The organism is Haliscomenobacter sp., from assembly GCF_033763495.1.
GTDB lineage: Bacteria > Bacteroidota > Bacteroidia > Chitinophagales > Saprospiraceae > Haliscomenobacter.
Genome location: NZ_JANRKL010000090.1, coordinates 1 through 16,483 on the forward strand (window position 1 = coordinate 1; position 16,483 = coordinate 16,483).

At 49.2% G+C, this 16,483-nt stretch carries 15 protein-coding genes; 5 read left to right on the top strand and 10 right to left on the bottom strand.

Annotated elements, in window-relative coordinates:
- Positions 1 to 34 precede the first annotated feature (34 nt).
- The 5 genes from SFV55_RS09530 (at position 35) to SFV55_RS09550 (ending at position 7,383) form a co-directional block, all read left to right on the top strand.
- A complete protein-coding gene (locus SFV55_RS09530; protein ID WP_320029261.1) occupies positions 35 to 523 on the top strand; it encodes a (2Fe-2S)-binding protein in 489 nt (162 codons plus the stop codon).
- A complete protein-coding gene (locus SFV55_RS09535; RefSeq protein ID WP_320029262.1) occupies positions 520 to 2,889 on the top strand; it encodes a xanthine dehydrogenase family protein molybdopterin-binding subunit in 2,370 nt (789 codons plus the stop codon). The genes SFV55_RS09530 and SFV55_RS09535 overlap by 4 nt, the downstream gene beginning before the upstream one ends.
- Positions 2,890 to 2,899: 10 nt before the next feature.
- Positions 2,900 to 3,754, top strand: coding sequence for a xanthine dehydrogenase family protein subunit M (locus tag SFV55_RS09540; RefSeq protein ID WP_320029263.1), 855 nt, complete (start codon positions 2,900 to 2,902; stop codon positions 3,752 to 3,754).
- A gap of 172 nt (positions 3,755 to 3,926) precedes the next feature.
- The gene (locus SFV55_RS09545) at positions 3,927 to 6,629 is read left to right on the top strand and encodes a histidine kinase (RefSeq protein ID WP_320029264.1); all 2,703 of its coding nucleotides are present in this window, start codon (positions 3,927 to 3,929) and stop codon (positions 6,627 to 6,629) included.
- 7 nt (positions 6,630 to 6,636) lie between these two features.
- Entirely contained in the window at positions 6,637 to 7,383 is a 747-nt protein-coding gene (locus SFV55_RS09550; RefSeq protein WP_320029265.1) for a LytTR family DNA-binding domain-containing protein, read from the top strand.
- Here SFV55_RS09550 and SFV55_RS09555 read toward each other — a convergent pair.
- The 10 genes from SFV55_RS09555 to SFV55_RS09600 form a co-directional block, all read right to left on the bottom strand.
- Positions 7,380 to 7,775, bottom strand: coding sequence for an ACT domain-containing protein (locus SFV55_RS09555; RefSeq protein WP_320029266.1), 396 nt, complete (start codon positions 7,773 to 7,775; stop codon positions 7,380 to 7,382). The two genes, SFV55_RS09550 and SFV55_RS09555, sit on opposite strands and share 4 nt — an antisense overlap.
- A gap of 61 nt (positions 7,776 to 7,836) precedes the next feature.
- Entirely contained in the window at positions 7,837 to 8,133 is a 297-nt protein-coding gene (locus SFV55_RS09560; protein WP_320029267.1) for an SCP2 sterol-binding domain-containing protein, read from the bottom strand.
- A gap of 53 nt (positions 8,134 to 8,186) precedes the next feature.
- The gene (locus tag SFV55_RS09565) at positions 8,187 to 9,941 is read right to left on the bottom strand and encodes a BatD family protein (protein WP_320029268.1); all 1,755 of its coding nucleotides are present in this window, start codon (positions 9,939 to 9,941) and stop codon (positions 8,187 to 8,189) included.
- Positions 9,942 to 9,946: 5 nt separating this feature from the next.
- Complete coding sequence (locus SFV55_RS09570; RefSeq protein WP_320029269.1) at positions 9,947 to 10,498, bottom strand: BatD family protein; 552 nt, start codon at positions 10,496 to 10,498, stop codon at positions 9,947 to 9,949.
- Between the two features lie 88 nt (positions 10,499 to 10,586).
- The gene (locus SFV55_RS09575; RefSeq protein WP_320029270.1) at positions 10,587 to 11,318 is read right to left on the bottom strand and encodes a tetratricopeptide repeat protein; all 732 of its coding nucleotides are present in this window, start codon (positions 11,316 to 11,318) and stop codon (positions 10,587 to 10,589) included.
- 22 nt (positions 11,319 to 11,340) lie between these two features.
- On the bottom strand, positions 11,341 to 12,378 hold the full coding sequence (locus tag SFV55_RS09580; protein ID WP_320029271.1) for a VWA domain-containing protein: 1,038 nt from the start codon (positions 12,376 to 12,378) through the stop codon (positions 11,341 to 11,343).
- A gap of 99 nt (positions 12,379 to 12,477) precedes the next feature.
- The gene (locus SFV55_RS09585) at positions 12,478 to 13,464 is read right to left on the bottom strand and encodes a VWA domain-containing protein (RefSeq protein ID WP_320029272.1); all 987 of its coding nucleotides are present in this window, start codon (positions 13,462 to 13,464) and stop codon (positions 12,478 to 12,480) included.
- Between the two features lie 63 nt (positions 13,465 to 13,527).
- Positions 13,528 to 14,487: a hypothetical protein gene (locus SFV55_RS09590; RefSeq protein ID WP_320029273.1), complete on the bottom strand. Its 960-nt coding sequence runs from the start codon at positions 14,485 to 14,487 to the stop codon at positions 13,528 to 13,530.
- Positions 14,484 to 15,356, bottom strand: a complete 873-nt coding sequence (locus SFV55_RS09595) for a DUF58 domain-containing protein (RefSeq protein WP_320029274.1) — start codon at positions 15,354 to 15,356, stop codon at positions 14,484 to 14,486. Before SFV55_RS09595 ends, SFV55_RS09590 begins: the two co-directional genes overlap by 4 nt.
- An 86-nt stretch (positions 15,357 to 15,442) precedes the next feature.
- A complete protein-coding gene (locus tag SFV55_RS09600; RefSeq protein ID WP_320029275.1) occupies positions 15,443 to 16,441 on the bottom strand; it encodes a MoxR family ATPase in 999 nt (332 codons plus the stop codon).
- Between the last annotated feature and the right edge of the window lie 42 nt (positions 16,442 to 16,483).

The following is a 16,483-nucleotide window of genomic DNA, read 5'->3' on the forward strand; positions in this document are numbered from 1 at the left end:
TACCATTTTCGCAAGACACAAATTACCATAACCTATGTCAGTAAAAATTTCAGTAAGCATTAACGGGAAAAAATACACCAGTGAGGTTGAACCTCGCCAGTTGCTGGTGTACCACCTCCGTGAAGCTTTGGGACTTACCGGGTCGCACGTAGGCTGCGATACCAGTAGTTGCGGAGCTTGTACGGTGCTGGTGGACGGCCAGGCCGTAAAATCCTGTACCACCCTGGCTGCACAAGTCGATGGGTGTAGCGTAACGACGGTGGAGGGCCTGGCCAAAAACGGTAGCCTGCACCCCCTTCAAGAAGGTTTTAAAGAAGAACATGGTTTGCAGTGTGGGTTTTGCACCCCGGGCATGATCATGGCCGCTGCCGATTTGTTGCAAAACAATCCCGATCCATCCGAAACCGAAATCCGGCATGCACTCGAAGGCAACTTCTGCCGCTGCACCGGGTACCACAACATTGTCCGCTCGATCCAGTGGGCCGCTAAAAAATTAAAAGAAACCAACGCAGCAGTACTATGACATACATCGGTCAATCCGTAAAGCGCGTTGAAGACAAGCGCTTTACCACGGGCAAAGGCAAATACACCGACGACATCAAACTCGTTGGCATGACCCATGCCCACATTGTGCGCAGCCCTTATGCCCACGCCAACATCAAGAGTATTGATATTGATACGGCTTTGGCTCACCCAGGGGTAGTGGCAATTTTTACAGGCAAAGACATCGCCGCCACCGGCATCAACGGGGTTCCCGCAGGCTGGCAGGTCAATTTCAAAGACGGTACCACCATGAAGGAACCGCCTCACCCCCTTTTGGTGGCCGATCGGGTCAAACACGTGGGTGACGGAATTGCGGTGGTCATCGCCGAAGACCTGGCTACCGCCCGCGATGCAGCCGACCTCATCGAAATAGACTACGAGGTACTCCCCGCAGTAACCAACCCTGCCGAGGCCATCAAAGCCGGAGCACCGCAGGTACACGACAATGCCCCCAACAACATTTGTTTTGACTGGGAGTTGGGCAATCCCAAGGCTGAAGTAGATGCTGCCATTGCTGCATCACACCACGTGACCCGCCTGGATCTGGTCAATCAACGGATGGCCCCCAATGCCATCGAACCGCGCTCAGCAATAGGACATTACGACGATTCCAAGGACAAGTTTACCTTATACACGACCTCCCAAAACCCACACTTAACCCGTCTGCTCATGTGTGCTTTCGTACTCGGCATTCCCGAGCATAAGGTGCAGGTTGTTGCCCCTGACGTAGGTGGTGGTTTTGGTAGCAAAATTTTCCACTACATCGAAGAAGCGCTGGTGATTTGGGCTTCCAAACAAATTGGCCGTCCCATCAAGTGGACTTCCACCCGTAGTGAAGCTTTCCTCACCGACGCACATGGCCGGGATCACGTGACCACTGCCGAGATGGGTTTTGATAAGGATGGCAACATCACCGCTCTGCGCGTGAGTACCGTTGCCAACCTGGGGGCTTACCTTTCTACTTTTGCTCCAGCGGTACCTACGTACCTGCACGGTACTTTGTTGCAAGGTTTGTACACTACCCCCAAAATCCACGTAGACGTTACCGCTGCATTCACGCATACCAATGCAGTAGATGCTTACCGTGGTGCTGGACGCCCGGAAGCTACCTATTTGCTGGAGCGCCTGATTGATACCGCCGCCCTGGAGATGGGCATGGACCCTGCTGAGCTGCGCTTCAAAAATTTTATTCCTGCCTTCGACGGCGTAACTCAACCAGGGTACCAAACCCAGGTGGCCCTGCAATACGACAGTGGCAATTACCATCCGGTTTTGGAGCGTGGTCTGGAAATGGTAGGTTACGAAAATTTCCGCAAAGAACAGGCCGAAGCCCGCAAAAATGGCAAACTCCTGGGCATCGGTTTTTCCACCTACATCGAAGCTTGTGGTATTGCCCCATCGGCTGTTGTAGGCGCTTTGGGGGCAAGGGCTGGTTTGTACGAATCGGCACAGGTGCGGGTACAACCCACCGGCAAGGTGAGCATCTTCACTGGTTCGCACTCGCACGGGCAGGGGCACGAAACAACCTTCGCTCAGGTTGTGGCCGACCGCATGGGCATTTCCATGGATGACATCGAAATTGTGCACGGGGATTCTGATTCTGTTGCTTTCGGGATGGGAACATATGGTTCTCGCTCACTGGCGGTAGGGGGCAGTGCCATTGTGAAAAGCATCGATAAGGTTTTGGAAAAAGGCGCCAAAATTGCAGCCCACAAATTGGAAGCGGCCGAGGAAGACCTCGAATACGCGGGTGGTAAGTGGACGGTAAAGGGTACCGATAAAAGCATTGGCTTTGGGGATGTTGCCCTCACTGCCTACGTACCTCACGATTATCCGGCAGGGCTGGAGCCAGGCCTGGATTTCTCCAGCTTTTATGACCCAACCAACTTTACTTATCCTTTCGGTTGCCACATCGCCATTGTGGAAGTGGACGCCGATACGGGCAAGGTAACGCTCAAACGCTTCATCGCCGTTGACGACGTGGGCAACGTAATCAACCCGATGATTGTGGATGGTCAAATCCACGGCGGCTTGGCGCAAGGGATCGGTCAGGCCATGCTGGAAGGGGTCGCTTACGACGCTGAAGGCCAGTTGGTAACGGGTTCCTTTATGGATTACGCCATGCCACGCGCGGATGATTTACCCTCTTTTGAAATTGATCGCAAAGTGACTCCTTGCCCGCACAACCCACTAGGTGTGAAAGGCGCCGGGGAAGCAGGTTGTATTGGTTCTACCCCAGCGGTAGTCAATGCTGTAATGGACGCTTTGACGCCCTTCGGCATCATCAAAAACCTGGAAATGCCAATGACTCCACAACGGGTTTGGCGAGCAATGCATCAAAAATAAATTTAAAAAAATGATTCCTGCAAATTTCGAATATCACCGCGCTGGGTCAGTTGATGAAGCATTGAGCTTGCTGGACCAGCCGGACGTTTATGCCAAAGTGTTGTCGGGAGGCCATAGTTTGATTCCCGCGCTCAAACTGCGCCTGAACCAGCCAGGAGCACTCGTCGACATTGCGCGCATCGCTGAGTTGCGCTACATCCGCCAGGATGGCAATTCCATCGCGATTGGGGCAACCAGTACCCACAAGGACATTGCCAATTCGGCACTCCTGGCCCAACATGTTGCCATGATGCCACAAGCTGCTGGCCTGATTGGTGACCCCCAGGTACGCAACGTAGGCACCATCGGAGGTAGTATTGCCCACGCTGATCCCGCTGCGGATTGGCCAGGTGTATTGCTGGCTGCTGATGCGGAGATCGTATTGCGCAGCAAAGCGGGTAGCCGCACCTTGGCTGCCCAGGGTTTTTTCCTAGGCTTTTACAGCACTGCGTTGCAAGAGGGTGAAATCGTGACCGAAATCCGGGTGCCGATTCCTGCCGCAGGCACCAAATCGACCTACCAGAAGTTTATGCAACCAGCCTCGCGTTTTGCGATTGTGGGTTGTGCCGCCGTGGTACAAATCAGCAATGGTACTTGCAGTAAGGTTCGGGTAGCCTTCAACGGTGTAGCTGATGCCTGTTTCCGCGATGGAAACGTGGAAAAGGCGCTGGAAGGTAAGACGGCTACGGCGGAAAACATCGCTGCAGCTGCTGCTCAGGCGGCGCAAGGAGTGTCGATTCTGAGTGACCACTACGCTGCAGAGGATTACCGTAAGCACCTGGCAACGGTATATGCCAAGCGGGCTTTGACGGCGGTAGCTGGATGATCAAAAATCTTTATTGCCAATACGGACGGCGGCGGGGAGTACTCGTTGCCGTTTTTTTGTTTTGTAATTTATCTTTGTACAAAAAGCAAACGCCTCAGTCAAAATGCCGGATTACTAGATCGAGGTTGGAGCGAGAATGGAAAAAGATAAACTTGACGGAAAATTAGAAAAAATGCTTACCCACAAATTGTTAAATACCTACGGCTTCAAAGCTGTTTTACTCCTTTGCCTATCCTGCTGTTGCTTAAATACATGGGCGCAAAATAAGCCTATCCTAAATCTCGCACTGAATCAAACCTACCGCATCAATTGCCGAAATGTATACAACCAAGATTATCAAGCTTCCAACTACTATGGCAACATCAAACACGTTGAAAAGGTCTTTTGGGAAATAAAAGTCATTCAAAAAAACAAGCAAAGCCATTTACTGGAGGTTCGTTGTATAAGGAGGTATCTCCACATTCCCAGCCTCAATGAAGCCATGGATTCGGAATATTTGACCCAACAAGACCGACAGAGTCTGTGGTACAGCTACGGAGCACGGATTTCGAATAGCAAGATGTATTGGCGAGTGAATGCTGCGGGGCGAATCACCCACAGTTACCATAAAAATCCATTGGTCGAAAAAACAAAAGAAGCATTTACGCAGCGCAAAGATTCGGTGTGGGTATTTCCTTACTTTGAACCTGCCCAAAAGACTAAACACTCTTACGTCGTAAATTGGGAACAACCCATCAAGGACAATGCTCACGTGGTGCCCATTGCTTATCTCCACTTTGGGCGTGAGGCTTTTAATTATGAATACGGAAAACAGCTACCCAAAGGCTGGGAAGAAACCAAAGCCTACGTTATTCGGCATGAACCTTTGGATTTTTCTTATCGCGATTACCCTTCGTTAAAAACAAAAATTGAGTTTCAAGCGGACACGGGGAGCTTTACGGCTGCCAATACCATCAAGTTCGTTTTCGACCGCAAAACCGGGTGGCCATTGAATGGAAAAAGCCACTTGTTTGGTAATATGCTGGATTATACAAACCCAGACCACGTAACAAAAGTCGCTCAAGAAATAGGATGGAGTGGCTACGTCAATTATACTGGGTGGGGCTACAATGCTAAAATGCCTCGCTTTGAAGACGCTACACGCGTTTATGAGGCTGAATTTTTAACTGCTTTACAAAATCTGAAGAAGGATCAGCCTGCTTTAGGCAATGAGCTGTACCAGCAATTTTATTGGGGTTTACATTATCGATATGCCCATGTTTTGCTCCGTACCTGGCGCACCTACAATAATGTGGGTGATGTGCCTTCAGTAGGTACCCCGCCCTTTATGGTGATGATTGACACTTTATCTACCGTCAATGACGTTGCGATGCAGCAACCCATCTTTGCGGAATATTTGTTGAGCCTGCTTGAATACCGCATCGGCAACCTTGCTGGAGGGGCCAATACTGAAAAAGTTGCAAAAAGTGAAAAAAGCCTCAACGAGCGGTTTACACTGGCAGGTTTGATGTACAAAGGTATGCCCAGGTTTTTGGCCCAATTCGCCCTGCTTCAGGAGGCTTTTGAGCCTGGCTTTGATCTGGCGGCAATCAAACCCGTGTATGAAGCTTTCACCAGGCAATATGGACAAACAAAAGCAGCGGAAAGTATAAAAAAACTATACCAGAACAGCTTGAATACTGAGCCAGGAAAAACTTTTTTGACCTTTAGTGGGACAGACGAAAAGGGGCAAATCGTAACAAGTGCTGTTTTCAAGGGAAAAAAGGTATTGCTGCACTTCTTTGATGAAACCTTCAATCCCTGGATCAGTCCGAATGAAATAGATCTCTGGAAACTCAAAAAGGCCTACCCGCAGCTTCAGGTTATTCACCTTGGCCTTGTTCCAGGTTACAAAAAGCAGCAAGAATTGTACAAGGCCTTAAAACACCACAACAATGGTAAATTTGTTTTTGTCAACAATATTCAACTGATAGACCAAATCAGAGCACAACTCAACTGGAACATACGAACCGGCAAATACAATCGCATCTACCTCATTGATGAAGATTGGAAAATTTATGACTATTTATTGCGATTTAATGAAAACAATGAAGCCGTTTTGAATGGACAATTTGTGGAGAAAGTACCAAAGTTTCTCAAACAAGCGCCTCCTGATCGCTACAAACACATCAAAAAATGGGCCTGGAACAGCCTTCGGGTGCTGGCAACCGTTTTCCTGAGTTGGTGGCTTACCGGCCTGTATATTCGGCGCAGGGAACGCATCCGACGTCAGCGGCTCGAAATCCAGCTGCAGGCCATTCGAGCTCAGCTCAACCCCCATTTTGTATTCAATACCATGAATGCCATTCAACACTTGATGTTGTCTCACAAAACGGAAAAAGCCCAGGAATACCTGGCTGAGTTGGGTGGTTTGATGCGCAGTGTACTGAATTTGACCAAAGATGAATTGGTCAGTATCCACGAAGAATTGAACATCGTCCAGCAGTATTGTAAGCTTGAGGCTTTGCGGAAAGATTTTGAGCTGAGTATTAAAATTGACCCACGAATTGACCCTTACAATACCTTGATTCCACCGATGGTGTTGCAGCCCTTGGTAGAGAATAGCATTGTTCACGGCTTTTTACCCTTAAGCGAAAAGGGCCAGTTGGAAATTGAGGTACAAAAAAATGATCAATTTATCGAAATTTGGGTGAGAGATAATGGCGTTGGGTTGGAGTTGGCACAAGACCGTGGATCAAAGGGCTTGCAAAAAAGCCTAGAACTCAATCGCCAACGCCTCCAGTTGATGTACAAAGGTAAAGCACGGTTCAGCCTCAAGGCTCGGCCATCAGGCCAAGGCGTTGAGGCATTGATTCAATTGCCCATCGAAAGTTGAATAAGTGATGTACAGCGCCATAATTATTGAAGATGAGTACCACAACCGGGAATTGTTGCGCAATCTTTTGCAGCAGTATGCCCCGGATGTGAACATATTGGCCGAAGCGGACAGCATCCAAATCGCTCAACAATTGCTCCAGGAAAATCAGCCGGATTTGATTTTTCTGGACATCGAATTGCCCGATGGGAAAGGCTTTGATTTGTTAAAAGCGACGCCCAATCTAGATTTTGAGGTCATCTTTACTACGGCCTACGATCACTATGCCTTACATGCCATTCGTTTTTGTGCCTTGGATTATTTGTTGAAGCCACTTAAAATCAACGAACTACAAGAGGCGCTTCAAAAAGCACGGCGCATGCTGGAACAAAAAAATGAGAACCTGCGGCTAAAAGAACTCATCCAAAACCTCAACAAGCCGCAACAACCCAAACGTCTTGCCTTGGCAACGGGTGAAAAATTGGAATTTGTCTCCTCGGATCAAATCATTCGTTGCCAGGGCGAAAACAATTATACCCGATTTTTTTTGCTGGATGGTCGCCAGATTTTAGTGTGTCAGACCCTACGTGAATACGAAGATTTACTCAAGCCACAAGGCTTTGTTCGGGTACACCAATCCAATTTGGTCAATATCAATCAGGTAAAATCTTTAGTCCGTTCCGATGGTGGTTATCTGGAGCTGGCGGATGGAAGTAAAGTGCAGGTCGCAAGGACAAGAAAAGAGGAATTGCTGCGTGCTTTGATGAGGAATTAGGTATGAGACAACCCCCACAATACCTCCATCGCCCGCTCCGCATCCCTTTGATCTACAAAAATATGGTCATGATAATAAGCCGCCACCACATTACAACTGATGCCAGCGGAGCTGAGCGCATTAGAAAAAGCAGCAGTAAGCCCCACGGCGTCGAGTGCAGAGTGTACAGTAAGGGTGATCCAGGCTGCTACAAAGAAATAGTCGAGCTTCCATTGATCAGCAAGTGAGCGGGGGAGGATGATGGTAAAACCTTCGGTTTCTTTAAAAAAAGAGATGATTTGATCGGTCGGAATGCCATTCAGATCGGCAATCGTACAAAATACATATTCCCCCTCGTTCAGGCAGGGCTGCATGGTTTTTAAGAGTTGAACGAGGTTTTTTTCTCCGGGCATAGGTATGGGTTCAGCATTCCACACTGCATAGCATAGAATGCTGAATTTTCATTTTTATTCATCAACTAAACAAAGACTGCAACTTCATTGCCACGCCCATGTCGCCTTTGATTTTTACTTTGCCACCCATGACCGCCATCATCGGGTTCAACTCGCCACTGCGCAGCTTATTGAGGGTCTCCAGGCTGGTGATGATGGTACAATCGGCTTCTTTGTCCTCGTTGCTGATGTTGGCGGTAGGGCCACTAAGGTCTACGTAAACGGTGCCTTCATCAAATGAAAACTTTAGGGTTTTGCCAATGGAGGGAACCTTGTCGGCCAGCGCTTTGAATTGGTCGGTGATAGCTTCGAGCGTCATGATGGTATTTTATTAAAAATAAGCGAATTTTCGCTGCAATATACAGGGAAAATCTAATTGTTGTCTTCTACAGTGGTCAAAATTTCGAGCGCGTTGGTATAGGTTTCCTGCATGGCAGTGGCATTCGCCTGTCCGGCGAAGAGCGCCATTTCGCAGTTTTGCAGGAGCTTTTGCAAGCGTTCTACCAGTTCAGGTTGTACATTCAGTTGCGCCAATGCTGCTGTGATTTTTTCTTTCGACCAGTCCGCTTTGGGGATTTTTAATTTGTCGCCCAAATACCCCAAAATGGCTTTGGATACTGCATCATAAAAATCCCGACTCTGATTGGCTTTGAGGTGTTGTTCTGCCTGATTGAGGTGTCCCAGGGCAATTTTGCGGGCGTTTTTTTGCAAACGTACTTCATCACGGCGCTCTTTGCCGAGTAATCGCAAGTATTGGTACAAGCTACCGCCACCCCAAACAAGGAAGGGGGCCAGTGCCAGTATCCAAAAAAGCGGCTTGTCAAACAATGGCTCGTGACCTTTACTCAAGCTGCTAATGACCTTGAGTGACTGCAAATCGCTGCCTTCCTCCAGCCCTGAGCTGTTGCTTTTGCTGCCATTGCCCGTACCTTGCCTCACTGTGATGTTGTAGGAATAATCCTTGAGGATTTCATATTGCCTGGATTCGGCATTGAAAAAGGAAAACTCGGGTTGAATGGTAAATTTCCCGGCTTTTTTGGGCATGATCAGGTATTCGATGGTTTTGCGCGATACCCGCAGGCCCACGGTTTCGCTGGCTTCTTCACTGATCGTTTTAGGGTCGTACACGTCAAAAGCCTCTCCAAGGTTGAGTTGTGGTGCACGGACCCGCTTCATGTCGCCATCGCCAGTGAGGGTCAGGCGCAAGGTCAGGGCATCGTCAGTAGTCACTTCGGTGCGGTTGATGACGCTGCTCATGTTGAAGATGCCAACGCCGCCGCTGAAGCTGCTTGGCGCGCCAGAAGGAAGTGGCTTGACCAATAAGGGCACGGCCTCAGTGCGCAAGGGCACCCTTCGAATTTCGGCGCCAAAAGTGAGTCCGGTCAGTGGGTCAGGACTTCCACCTGCTACTACTGCCACCTGCAAGGTAGCGGGCTCGATATTGAGTTGGCCTTCCTTTTGCGGATACAGGGCAATGCTGCGCAAAATGCGGGTATTGTAGCGCACGCCGCCCACAATTTCTTCTTCCATGTGGGAATCGGGGTGCTGAATGTCTTCTACATAAAAACCAACGTAGTCGGATTCTTCGACAAAATTGAAATTTTCCAAATCTACCCGGGTGTAAACCTTGTAATCGAGTCGCACCTGTTGGCCCAGGTAGGCTTCACGGGCATTCAGAATGGCTTTGACGAACAATTCTTCTCCCCTTTGGGCTTTGTTGGCTTTCCCTACGTTTTCGTTCTTCACCACTTCTACCGTCACGCTGTTGCTGCGCATGATTTTGCCATTGACTTCCATGCTGGCGGGACCAAAAGTAAAAGTACCTGTTTTTTTGGCTTGTAAAGCATAGGAAAAAGCCATTTCACTGGACATGCGCCCATTGATGATGGTGGTACTGGCACTGCGGGAAGGGCCAGAAACCAGGGCAAAAGCAGAGCCGAAGGAAGGGGCTTTAAAATTGGTGCCTTCAGCATTGCTCAGCGCAAAGGTGATTTCAAAAAAACTACCTTCGAGCACTTGCTTGGCGTCAGCAAAGGCCCGGAATTCTGGTTTGTCGCGTTGAGCCCAGCTAAAAGTACTGCCAAGCAGGAAAATGAATGAAAGGCTAATCGTTCTAAGTAGGCTCATGGATCTTACAACTTGTAGGTTTTTCGCTTTTTCTTAGGGTCTTCAGTTGGTTGAGGAACCGGATTGCCCCAAAAATCGCGAAGGCCGGGGAAGTCGCGTAAAGAAGGAAAATTGCGGTCAAGGCCAAAAAAATCGTCTTTTGCCTCTTTTTCCCGGGGGTCAACTTTGATGCCTTCTGGGTTGGGCAGTACCTGAACTTCAATTGGCGTGGTTTCCAGCGCTTTGCCATTGACCTCGATGCTGGCCGGAGGGATGAAAAAAGACCCAGTTTCTTTGGGTTGGATGTAAAAACTGTACTCAGTGGTATGGCTTACCTGCCCATTCGCCATCGACATGCTGGAGAAAGTGTTTGGCCCACTGACCAATACAAAATGAGGCTCAAAATCCGGGGCGCTGAACTTACGTCCTTCTCCGTTTTCGAGTTTAAAACTCACTTTGAGTTCATTGCCCAAAAGGATCGAGTCGCTGCTCACCTTGACGCTGAATTTAGCATCTTTCTGGGCCATCATTGCAGTGCTGAAAAGCAGTGCGAGCGTGTAGAAGATCAAATTGCGCATATGAGTGTTTTTATAGCTTTCAGCAATGAGCAGTCAGCGATCAGCTTGCTGAGCGCTCTTGGCGGATTGCTCATTGTTGAAAGCTGTTTTACCAATCCTTTCCCGACTTCGGCCTTCCCTGTGCCTTTTTCATTTTTCCCTGCACTTTCCGTTCTTCCTCATCCATGATTTTCAGCAGATTTTGGGCTTCTTTTTGGCTGAGGTTGGGCGGTGGGGCCTGTTCCTGGCGTTCCTGGGCTTGGCCCTGGTTTTGTTGTTGGTTTTGGTTTTGTTGTTGGTTTTGCTTGGGGTCCTGGTTGGGCTTTTGCCCTTGGTTGGACTGGGGTTGTTGTTGGTTTTGGTTCTGGTTTTTATCGTCGTTAGAAGAAGAACGTTGTTTTTGTTGTTCTTCTTGCTTTTTGCGTTGTTGAGCCAGGGCCAGGTTGAACTTGGTCTCTTTATCGTTGGGATTCAGGCGCAGGGCTTGTTTGAAGGCATTGATGCTTTTATCTAGTTCATTGAGCTGAAAAAAAGTATTGCCCAAATTGTGGTAGGCTGCCGCTTTATCCGTGGAGTTCGTTGCTTTTTTTGCCGCGTTTTCATAGCGGGTGAGGGCTTCCTGGTAGCGTTTTTGCTGATAGATTGAATTGCCGAGGTTGTACTGGCCCTGGGGGCTGTTTTTGCGCTCCAAGGCTTTGCGGTAATTGCTTTCCGAGTCGGCATAGCGCTGCTCCAGGTATTCCTGATCTCCTTTGCGCAACCATTGGTGCGCCGTTTGAGCCAGCAAGCCATTCGCCAATCCCAAAAATAAGCTGCACAACAACAAAGCACTGGTTTTCATGGATCTGCTTTTAAGGTCTCTTTTATTTTAACAAGCCCTGTGTCAAAGATGTTTTGGTCCGGACACGGCGCCGGTAATGCACCAAAAACTCCCCCAACAAAAGGCCGATGCCCAGCAATAAAAAAAGCTGAAAATGGCTACGGTATTCCGAAACGACCCGTTGTTCGTACTCGCGTTTTTCTACTTTTTGCAATTTGTCCATCAAGGCTTCGATCAGTGCATCGCTTTGGGTATTGAGGCGGAAAAAACTGCCTCCGCCCAGACTGGCCAATTTGCGCAGCACCCCGGCATTGATCTTAGACAAAACCGGCTTGCCGCTGATGTCGCGTTTGTAATCGGCCATGCCATTTTCGTCCACAAAAGGTACAAAACCTCCCGCTTCACTGCCAATGCCGATGGTAAAAATTTTCATACCTGCCCGGACTGCTTGTCGGGCCTGGCTTTCTGCACGAGCTTCGTGATCTTCTCCATCGGTAATGACCAGTACAACCCGGTTACCGTTGCTTTTGCTGGTACTTTGCTGCGCAATTTCCAGCGCTTCGCCAATTGAAGTGCCCTGACTGCTGATCATATCGGGGTTGGCGCTTTGCAAGAGCAGGCTAACTGCTTCGTAGTCGGTGGTGAGAGGAACCTGCATGTAGGCTTCTCCCGCAAAAAGGATGACTCCCAGGCGATTGCCGCTGAGCTTTTCAATCAGTTGTTGGCACAAGCGTTGGGCCTGGATCAGTCGGCTGGGGGCGATGTCCTGACATAGCATACTTTGGGAGATGTCCAGGGCAAAAATGATGTCGATGCTTTGCCGGCGTACCGCCTGGGTTTTGGTGCCCCATTGGGGATTGGCCAGAGCGATAATGATGAAAAACAGGCCAATGAGGAAAAGGATGTTTTTGTTGCGCAGGCGTACAGGCGAACGTTCGGGCATTAGTCGTTGTACCAGCTCAGGATTTCCTAGGCGGCTCAGGGCTTTTTTGCGCGCATACGAGGCCCCTAGCATCAGCAGTACCAAGAGTGGTAGGATGGCTAAGGTGTACAAGTAAGTTGGATGCTCGAAGCGAAACATAAGTTGAAAGTTGAGACTGTTGAGGTATTGAGCAATTGATAAACGGCACTTCGGCTCCGCTCAGTGACCGTTTATCAATTGCTCAATACCTCAACAGTCTTATGGCAAACTCCTCAACCAAGTCTGGCGCAATACAAACTCGGCGAGCAGAAAAAGTAATCCAATAACTAACCAACGGTGAAATTCTTCGCTGTATTTTTTGATGCGGGTAACCTGGATTTCGGTTTTTTCCAATTGGTCGATGGTTTTGTAAATTTCCCGCAAATCCTGGTTGTTTTTGGCCCGAAAATACTTTCCACCTGTCATTTTGGCGATTTCGCGCAGCAAGTCTTCGTCAATTTCCACCTGGGCATAATCCAAGAAAAAACTGCCATCGCTAAGCCGGCTTACCGGAGTGAGTGCTTCGCCAATGGTACCCACGCCAATGGAATACACTCTGATGCCCAATTCTTTGGCTAATTCGCCAGCAGTGAGGGGTTTGAAATACCCTACATTGTTGACGCCATCAGTGAGCAGGATGATCACCTTACTTTTGGCTTTGCTACTTTTGAGGCGGTTCACTGCTCCCGCCAAACCCATCCCGATAGCGGTACCATCTTCGAGATTGCCACATTCCAACTGTTCCAAAAAACCTTCAACAATTTTGTGGTCGGTGGTGAGGGGGCATTGGGTAAAGGCTTCTCCAGCAAAAACGACCAGGCCAATGCGATCGTGAGGTCGGCCCTTGACAAATTCGACGGCCATTTTTTTACTGACTTCCAGGCGATTTGGCTCAAAATCCTGAGCCAGCATACTACTCGAGAGGTCCATCGAAAGCATGATGTCGATGCCTTCGGCTTTGATTTTTTCTTCTTTCAAAACCGATTGAGGACGCGCCAATGCGACAACCAAAGCAATAAAACCTAGGGCACGAAAAATGGGCAACCAGCGCCGCAATTTGGCTTTTATGGTTTCTACACCCGCCACTCCTTGCAAGCTGGGCAGGGTCACTGCAGCATGCCGTTGTTTGTGTTGTAGCCAATACCACCTGGCCAGGAGGGGCAGCAACAGCAATAGGAGAAAAAAATAAGGGTGCAAAAATTTCATCGTGAAAAAGTCGTAATGATTTTAAAAATAGTCAAACCCTTCGAGAATAGTAAATCGCTCCAATTACGAAACTGTGGCATCCTCCTCTTCCTTGGTTTGTTCCACAAAAGTTTTGACGCTGTACAAAGCCTCCACGTGAAAACTCAGCGGCGGTTGTGCTTTGGCAAATTTGACCAAATCCGCCGTTTGTAACATCTGCCGCAATTGCACCCGCCACTCGTCGGGGACCCCAATGTTGCGTAGGGATGCGAGGATGTCATCGGTCGTTGACTCCAGTGCATGAATACCATAACGCCCCTCCAGGTATTCGCGCAGGATATAAGTCAGTTGGGTTTGGAAGGCGTTTACCTCTCCATTATCCAACAGATCGGATTGTTCCAGTTCCAATAGTTTTTGCAAAGCCGTTTCGTGGGCAGGTGGCGGCGGTGGTGGAGGCAAGACCATGGCAGGTTGTTGCTTCCGTTTGCGCCGCAACAAATAATAAATACTTAACCCCAGCAGCGCCAGCAAAACGAGGACGATCAATGCCGGGAATATAAAATCCGAAACGCGGATCTCCTCCCGATTGATGTCTTTGATTGCGCGTAGGGTGTCCCGTTCGGGGTTCACCGGAATGGAACTAACTTTCAGGGGCAATGCTGTCCCTGCACTGGCGCTTTTGATCAGGCCCCCCTCTTCAAAATCAATGTTGATTGGAGGGATTTCATAAGTTCCCGCTTCAAAACTGGTGAGGACAAATTGTTGCTCAAGAATTTGTTGAGGCTCCCGGGCGACAGTGAGTAAGGAACCTTGTTCGACCAATTCTACCTTGGGTACCTGTTTCAGCGCTTCTTTGATTTTGACCGCTTTGAAGGTTGTACCAGCTGGCAAACTAATGCGCAGTGTCAAACGAACCTGGTCTCCGATGAGGATTTCCTGGGTTTTGAGCTGCGCGCTTACTGTGACTTGTGCACCAAGGCCAGTCAGGGCAAAAAAGCAAAGCGTGCAGCCCGCCAAAACCAAACGAATTCCGGGTGTCCTCATACGCCTGAACGTTTTTTGAAAAATTGATGCAGTGCAGTGGTATAGGACTCAGTGGTGAGGATGTCCAGATTGTCAGCGCCACACTTTAAAAAGGCACTGCGGTAGTATTGGTAATTGCGCTCATACCAGTCGGCGTAGGTGGCTCGTACCTTTGCGGAAGAAGTATCCACCCAATTGAGGGCACCAGACTCGGCGTCGAGGGCGTGGACCAGGCCAATATTGGGCAATTTGGCTTCGGCAGGGTCGGCGATGCGTACTCCTACGAGGTCATGTTTGCGGGAAGCAACCCTTAGTGGCTCTTCGTAACCTTGCCCCAGAAAATCGCTGACCAAAAAGCAGATGCTGCGCTTTTTGATGATGCGTTGGAAATATTCCAGGGCCTTGTCGATGCGGGTACCCACCCCTTTGGGCTGAAAATCGAGCAACTCGCGAATAATGCGCAGGATGTGCTGCTTGCCCTTTTGAGCCGGGATGAACAACTCGATTTGATCGGTGAAAAGGATCAAACCTACTTTGTCATTGTTGGTGATGGCTGAAAAAGCCACCAGTGCGCTGATCTCGGTGATGATTTCGGATTTGAATTGCTCTACGGTGCCAAAAAGCGCTGAACGACTGATGTCGACCAGCAAAATCACCGTTAGTTCTCGTTCTTCCTCAAAAATTTTGATGTGTGGCTCCCCTGTGCGGGCCGTTACGTTCCAGTCGATGTTGCGCACATCATCGCCGTACTGGTAATTGCGTACCTCACTGAACGACATGCCCCGCCCCTTGAAGGCACTGTGGTATTCACCCGAAAAGAGGTGTTTACTCAGGCCCTTCATCTTGATCTCGATCTTGCGGACTTTTTTGAGCAATTCGCTGGTCTCCATAGGGAAAGTTGAGAAGTTTGAGAAGTTTGAGAACCCTGGTCGATGAGCGGAGCCGAAGCGCCGGGGTTCTCAAACTTCTCAACCATTTACGGTACTTCTACGGTATTCAAAATCCGATTGACAATGTCTTCTTGTGTGGTATTCTCTGCTTCCGCTTCGTAGGTCAGGCCCATGCGGTGGCGCAGCACATCCATACAAATGTTGCGCACATCTTCGGGAATGACGTAGCCCCGGCGTTGGAGGAAAGCGTAGGCTTTGGCGGCCAGGGCCAGGTTGATGCTTGCCCGGGGTGATGCGCCGTAACTGATGAGGGGCTGCAAATTTTTCAGGCCATAATCAGCGGGGTTGCGGGTAGCAAACACAATATCGAGGATGTAGCGTTCAATTTTTTCGTCCATGTACACCTTGCGTACCGAGTTGCGGGCGCGCAGGATGTCGTCGGGATGTACTACAGGTTTGATTTCCTGCCCAAAACTCTCGTCGTTGAGGTTACGACGCATGATCTCGCGTTCTTCTTCCTTGCTGGGATAACCAATTTTGACTTTGAGCATGAAGCGGTCGACTTGTGCTTCAGGCAAGGGGTAGGTTCCTTCCTGCTCAATGGGGTTTTGGGTAGCCAAGACGAGGAAAGGCTCCTGCAATTTGAAAGTATCCGTACCGATGGTGACCTGGCGCTCTTGCATGGCTTCGAGCAAAGCACTTTGCACCTTGGCGGGGGCGCGGTTGATTTCGTCGGCCAGAATGAAGTTGGCAAAAATGGGCCCTTTGCGTACGGTGAATTCGTTTTGCGCTGGGTTGTAAATCATGGTACCGATGATGTCGGCAGGCAAGAGGTCGGGCGTAAACTGGATGCGACTGAAATTGGCGTCAATAGCCTGAGAAAGGGTCTTGATGGCCAGGGTTTTGGCCAGGCCGGGCAAACCCTCCAACAACACATGTCCCCTGCTGAGCAGACCCAACATGAGGCGTTCAATCATTTTTTCTTGCCCAACGATCACTTTGGCCGTTTCGGCATGCAGTTTTTCTACAAAGGCGCTGTCGATGTAGATTTGTTGGTTTAGTGCTTCTATGTCCACGTGGTGCATCAGCCGGATAAATTAATTTGGAGTGCAAATTTGGAGAAAAAA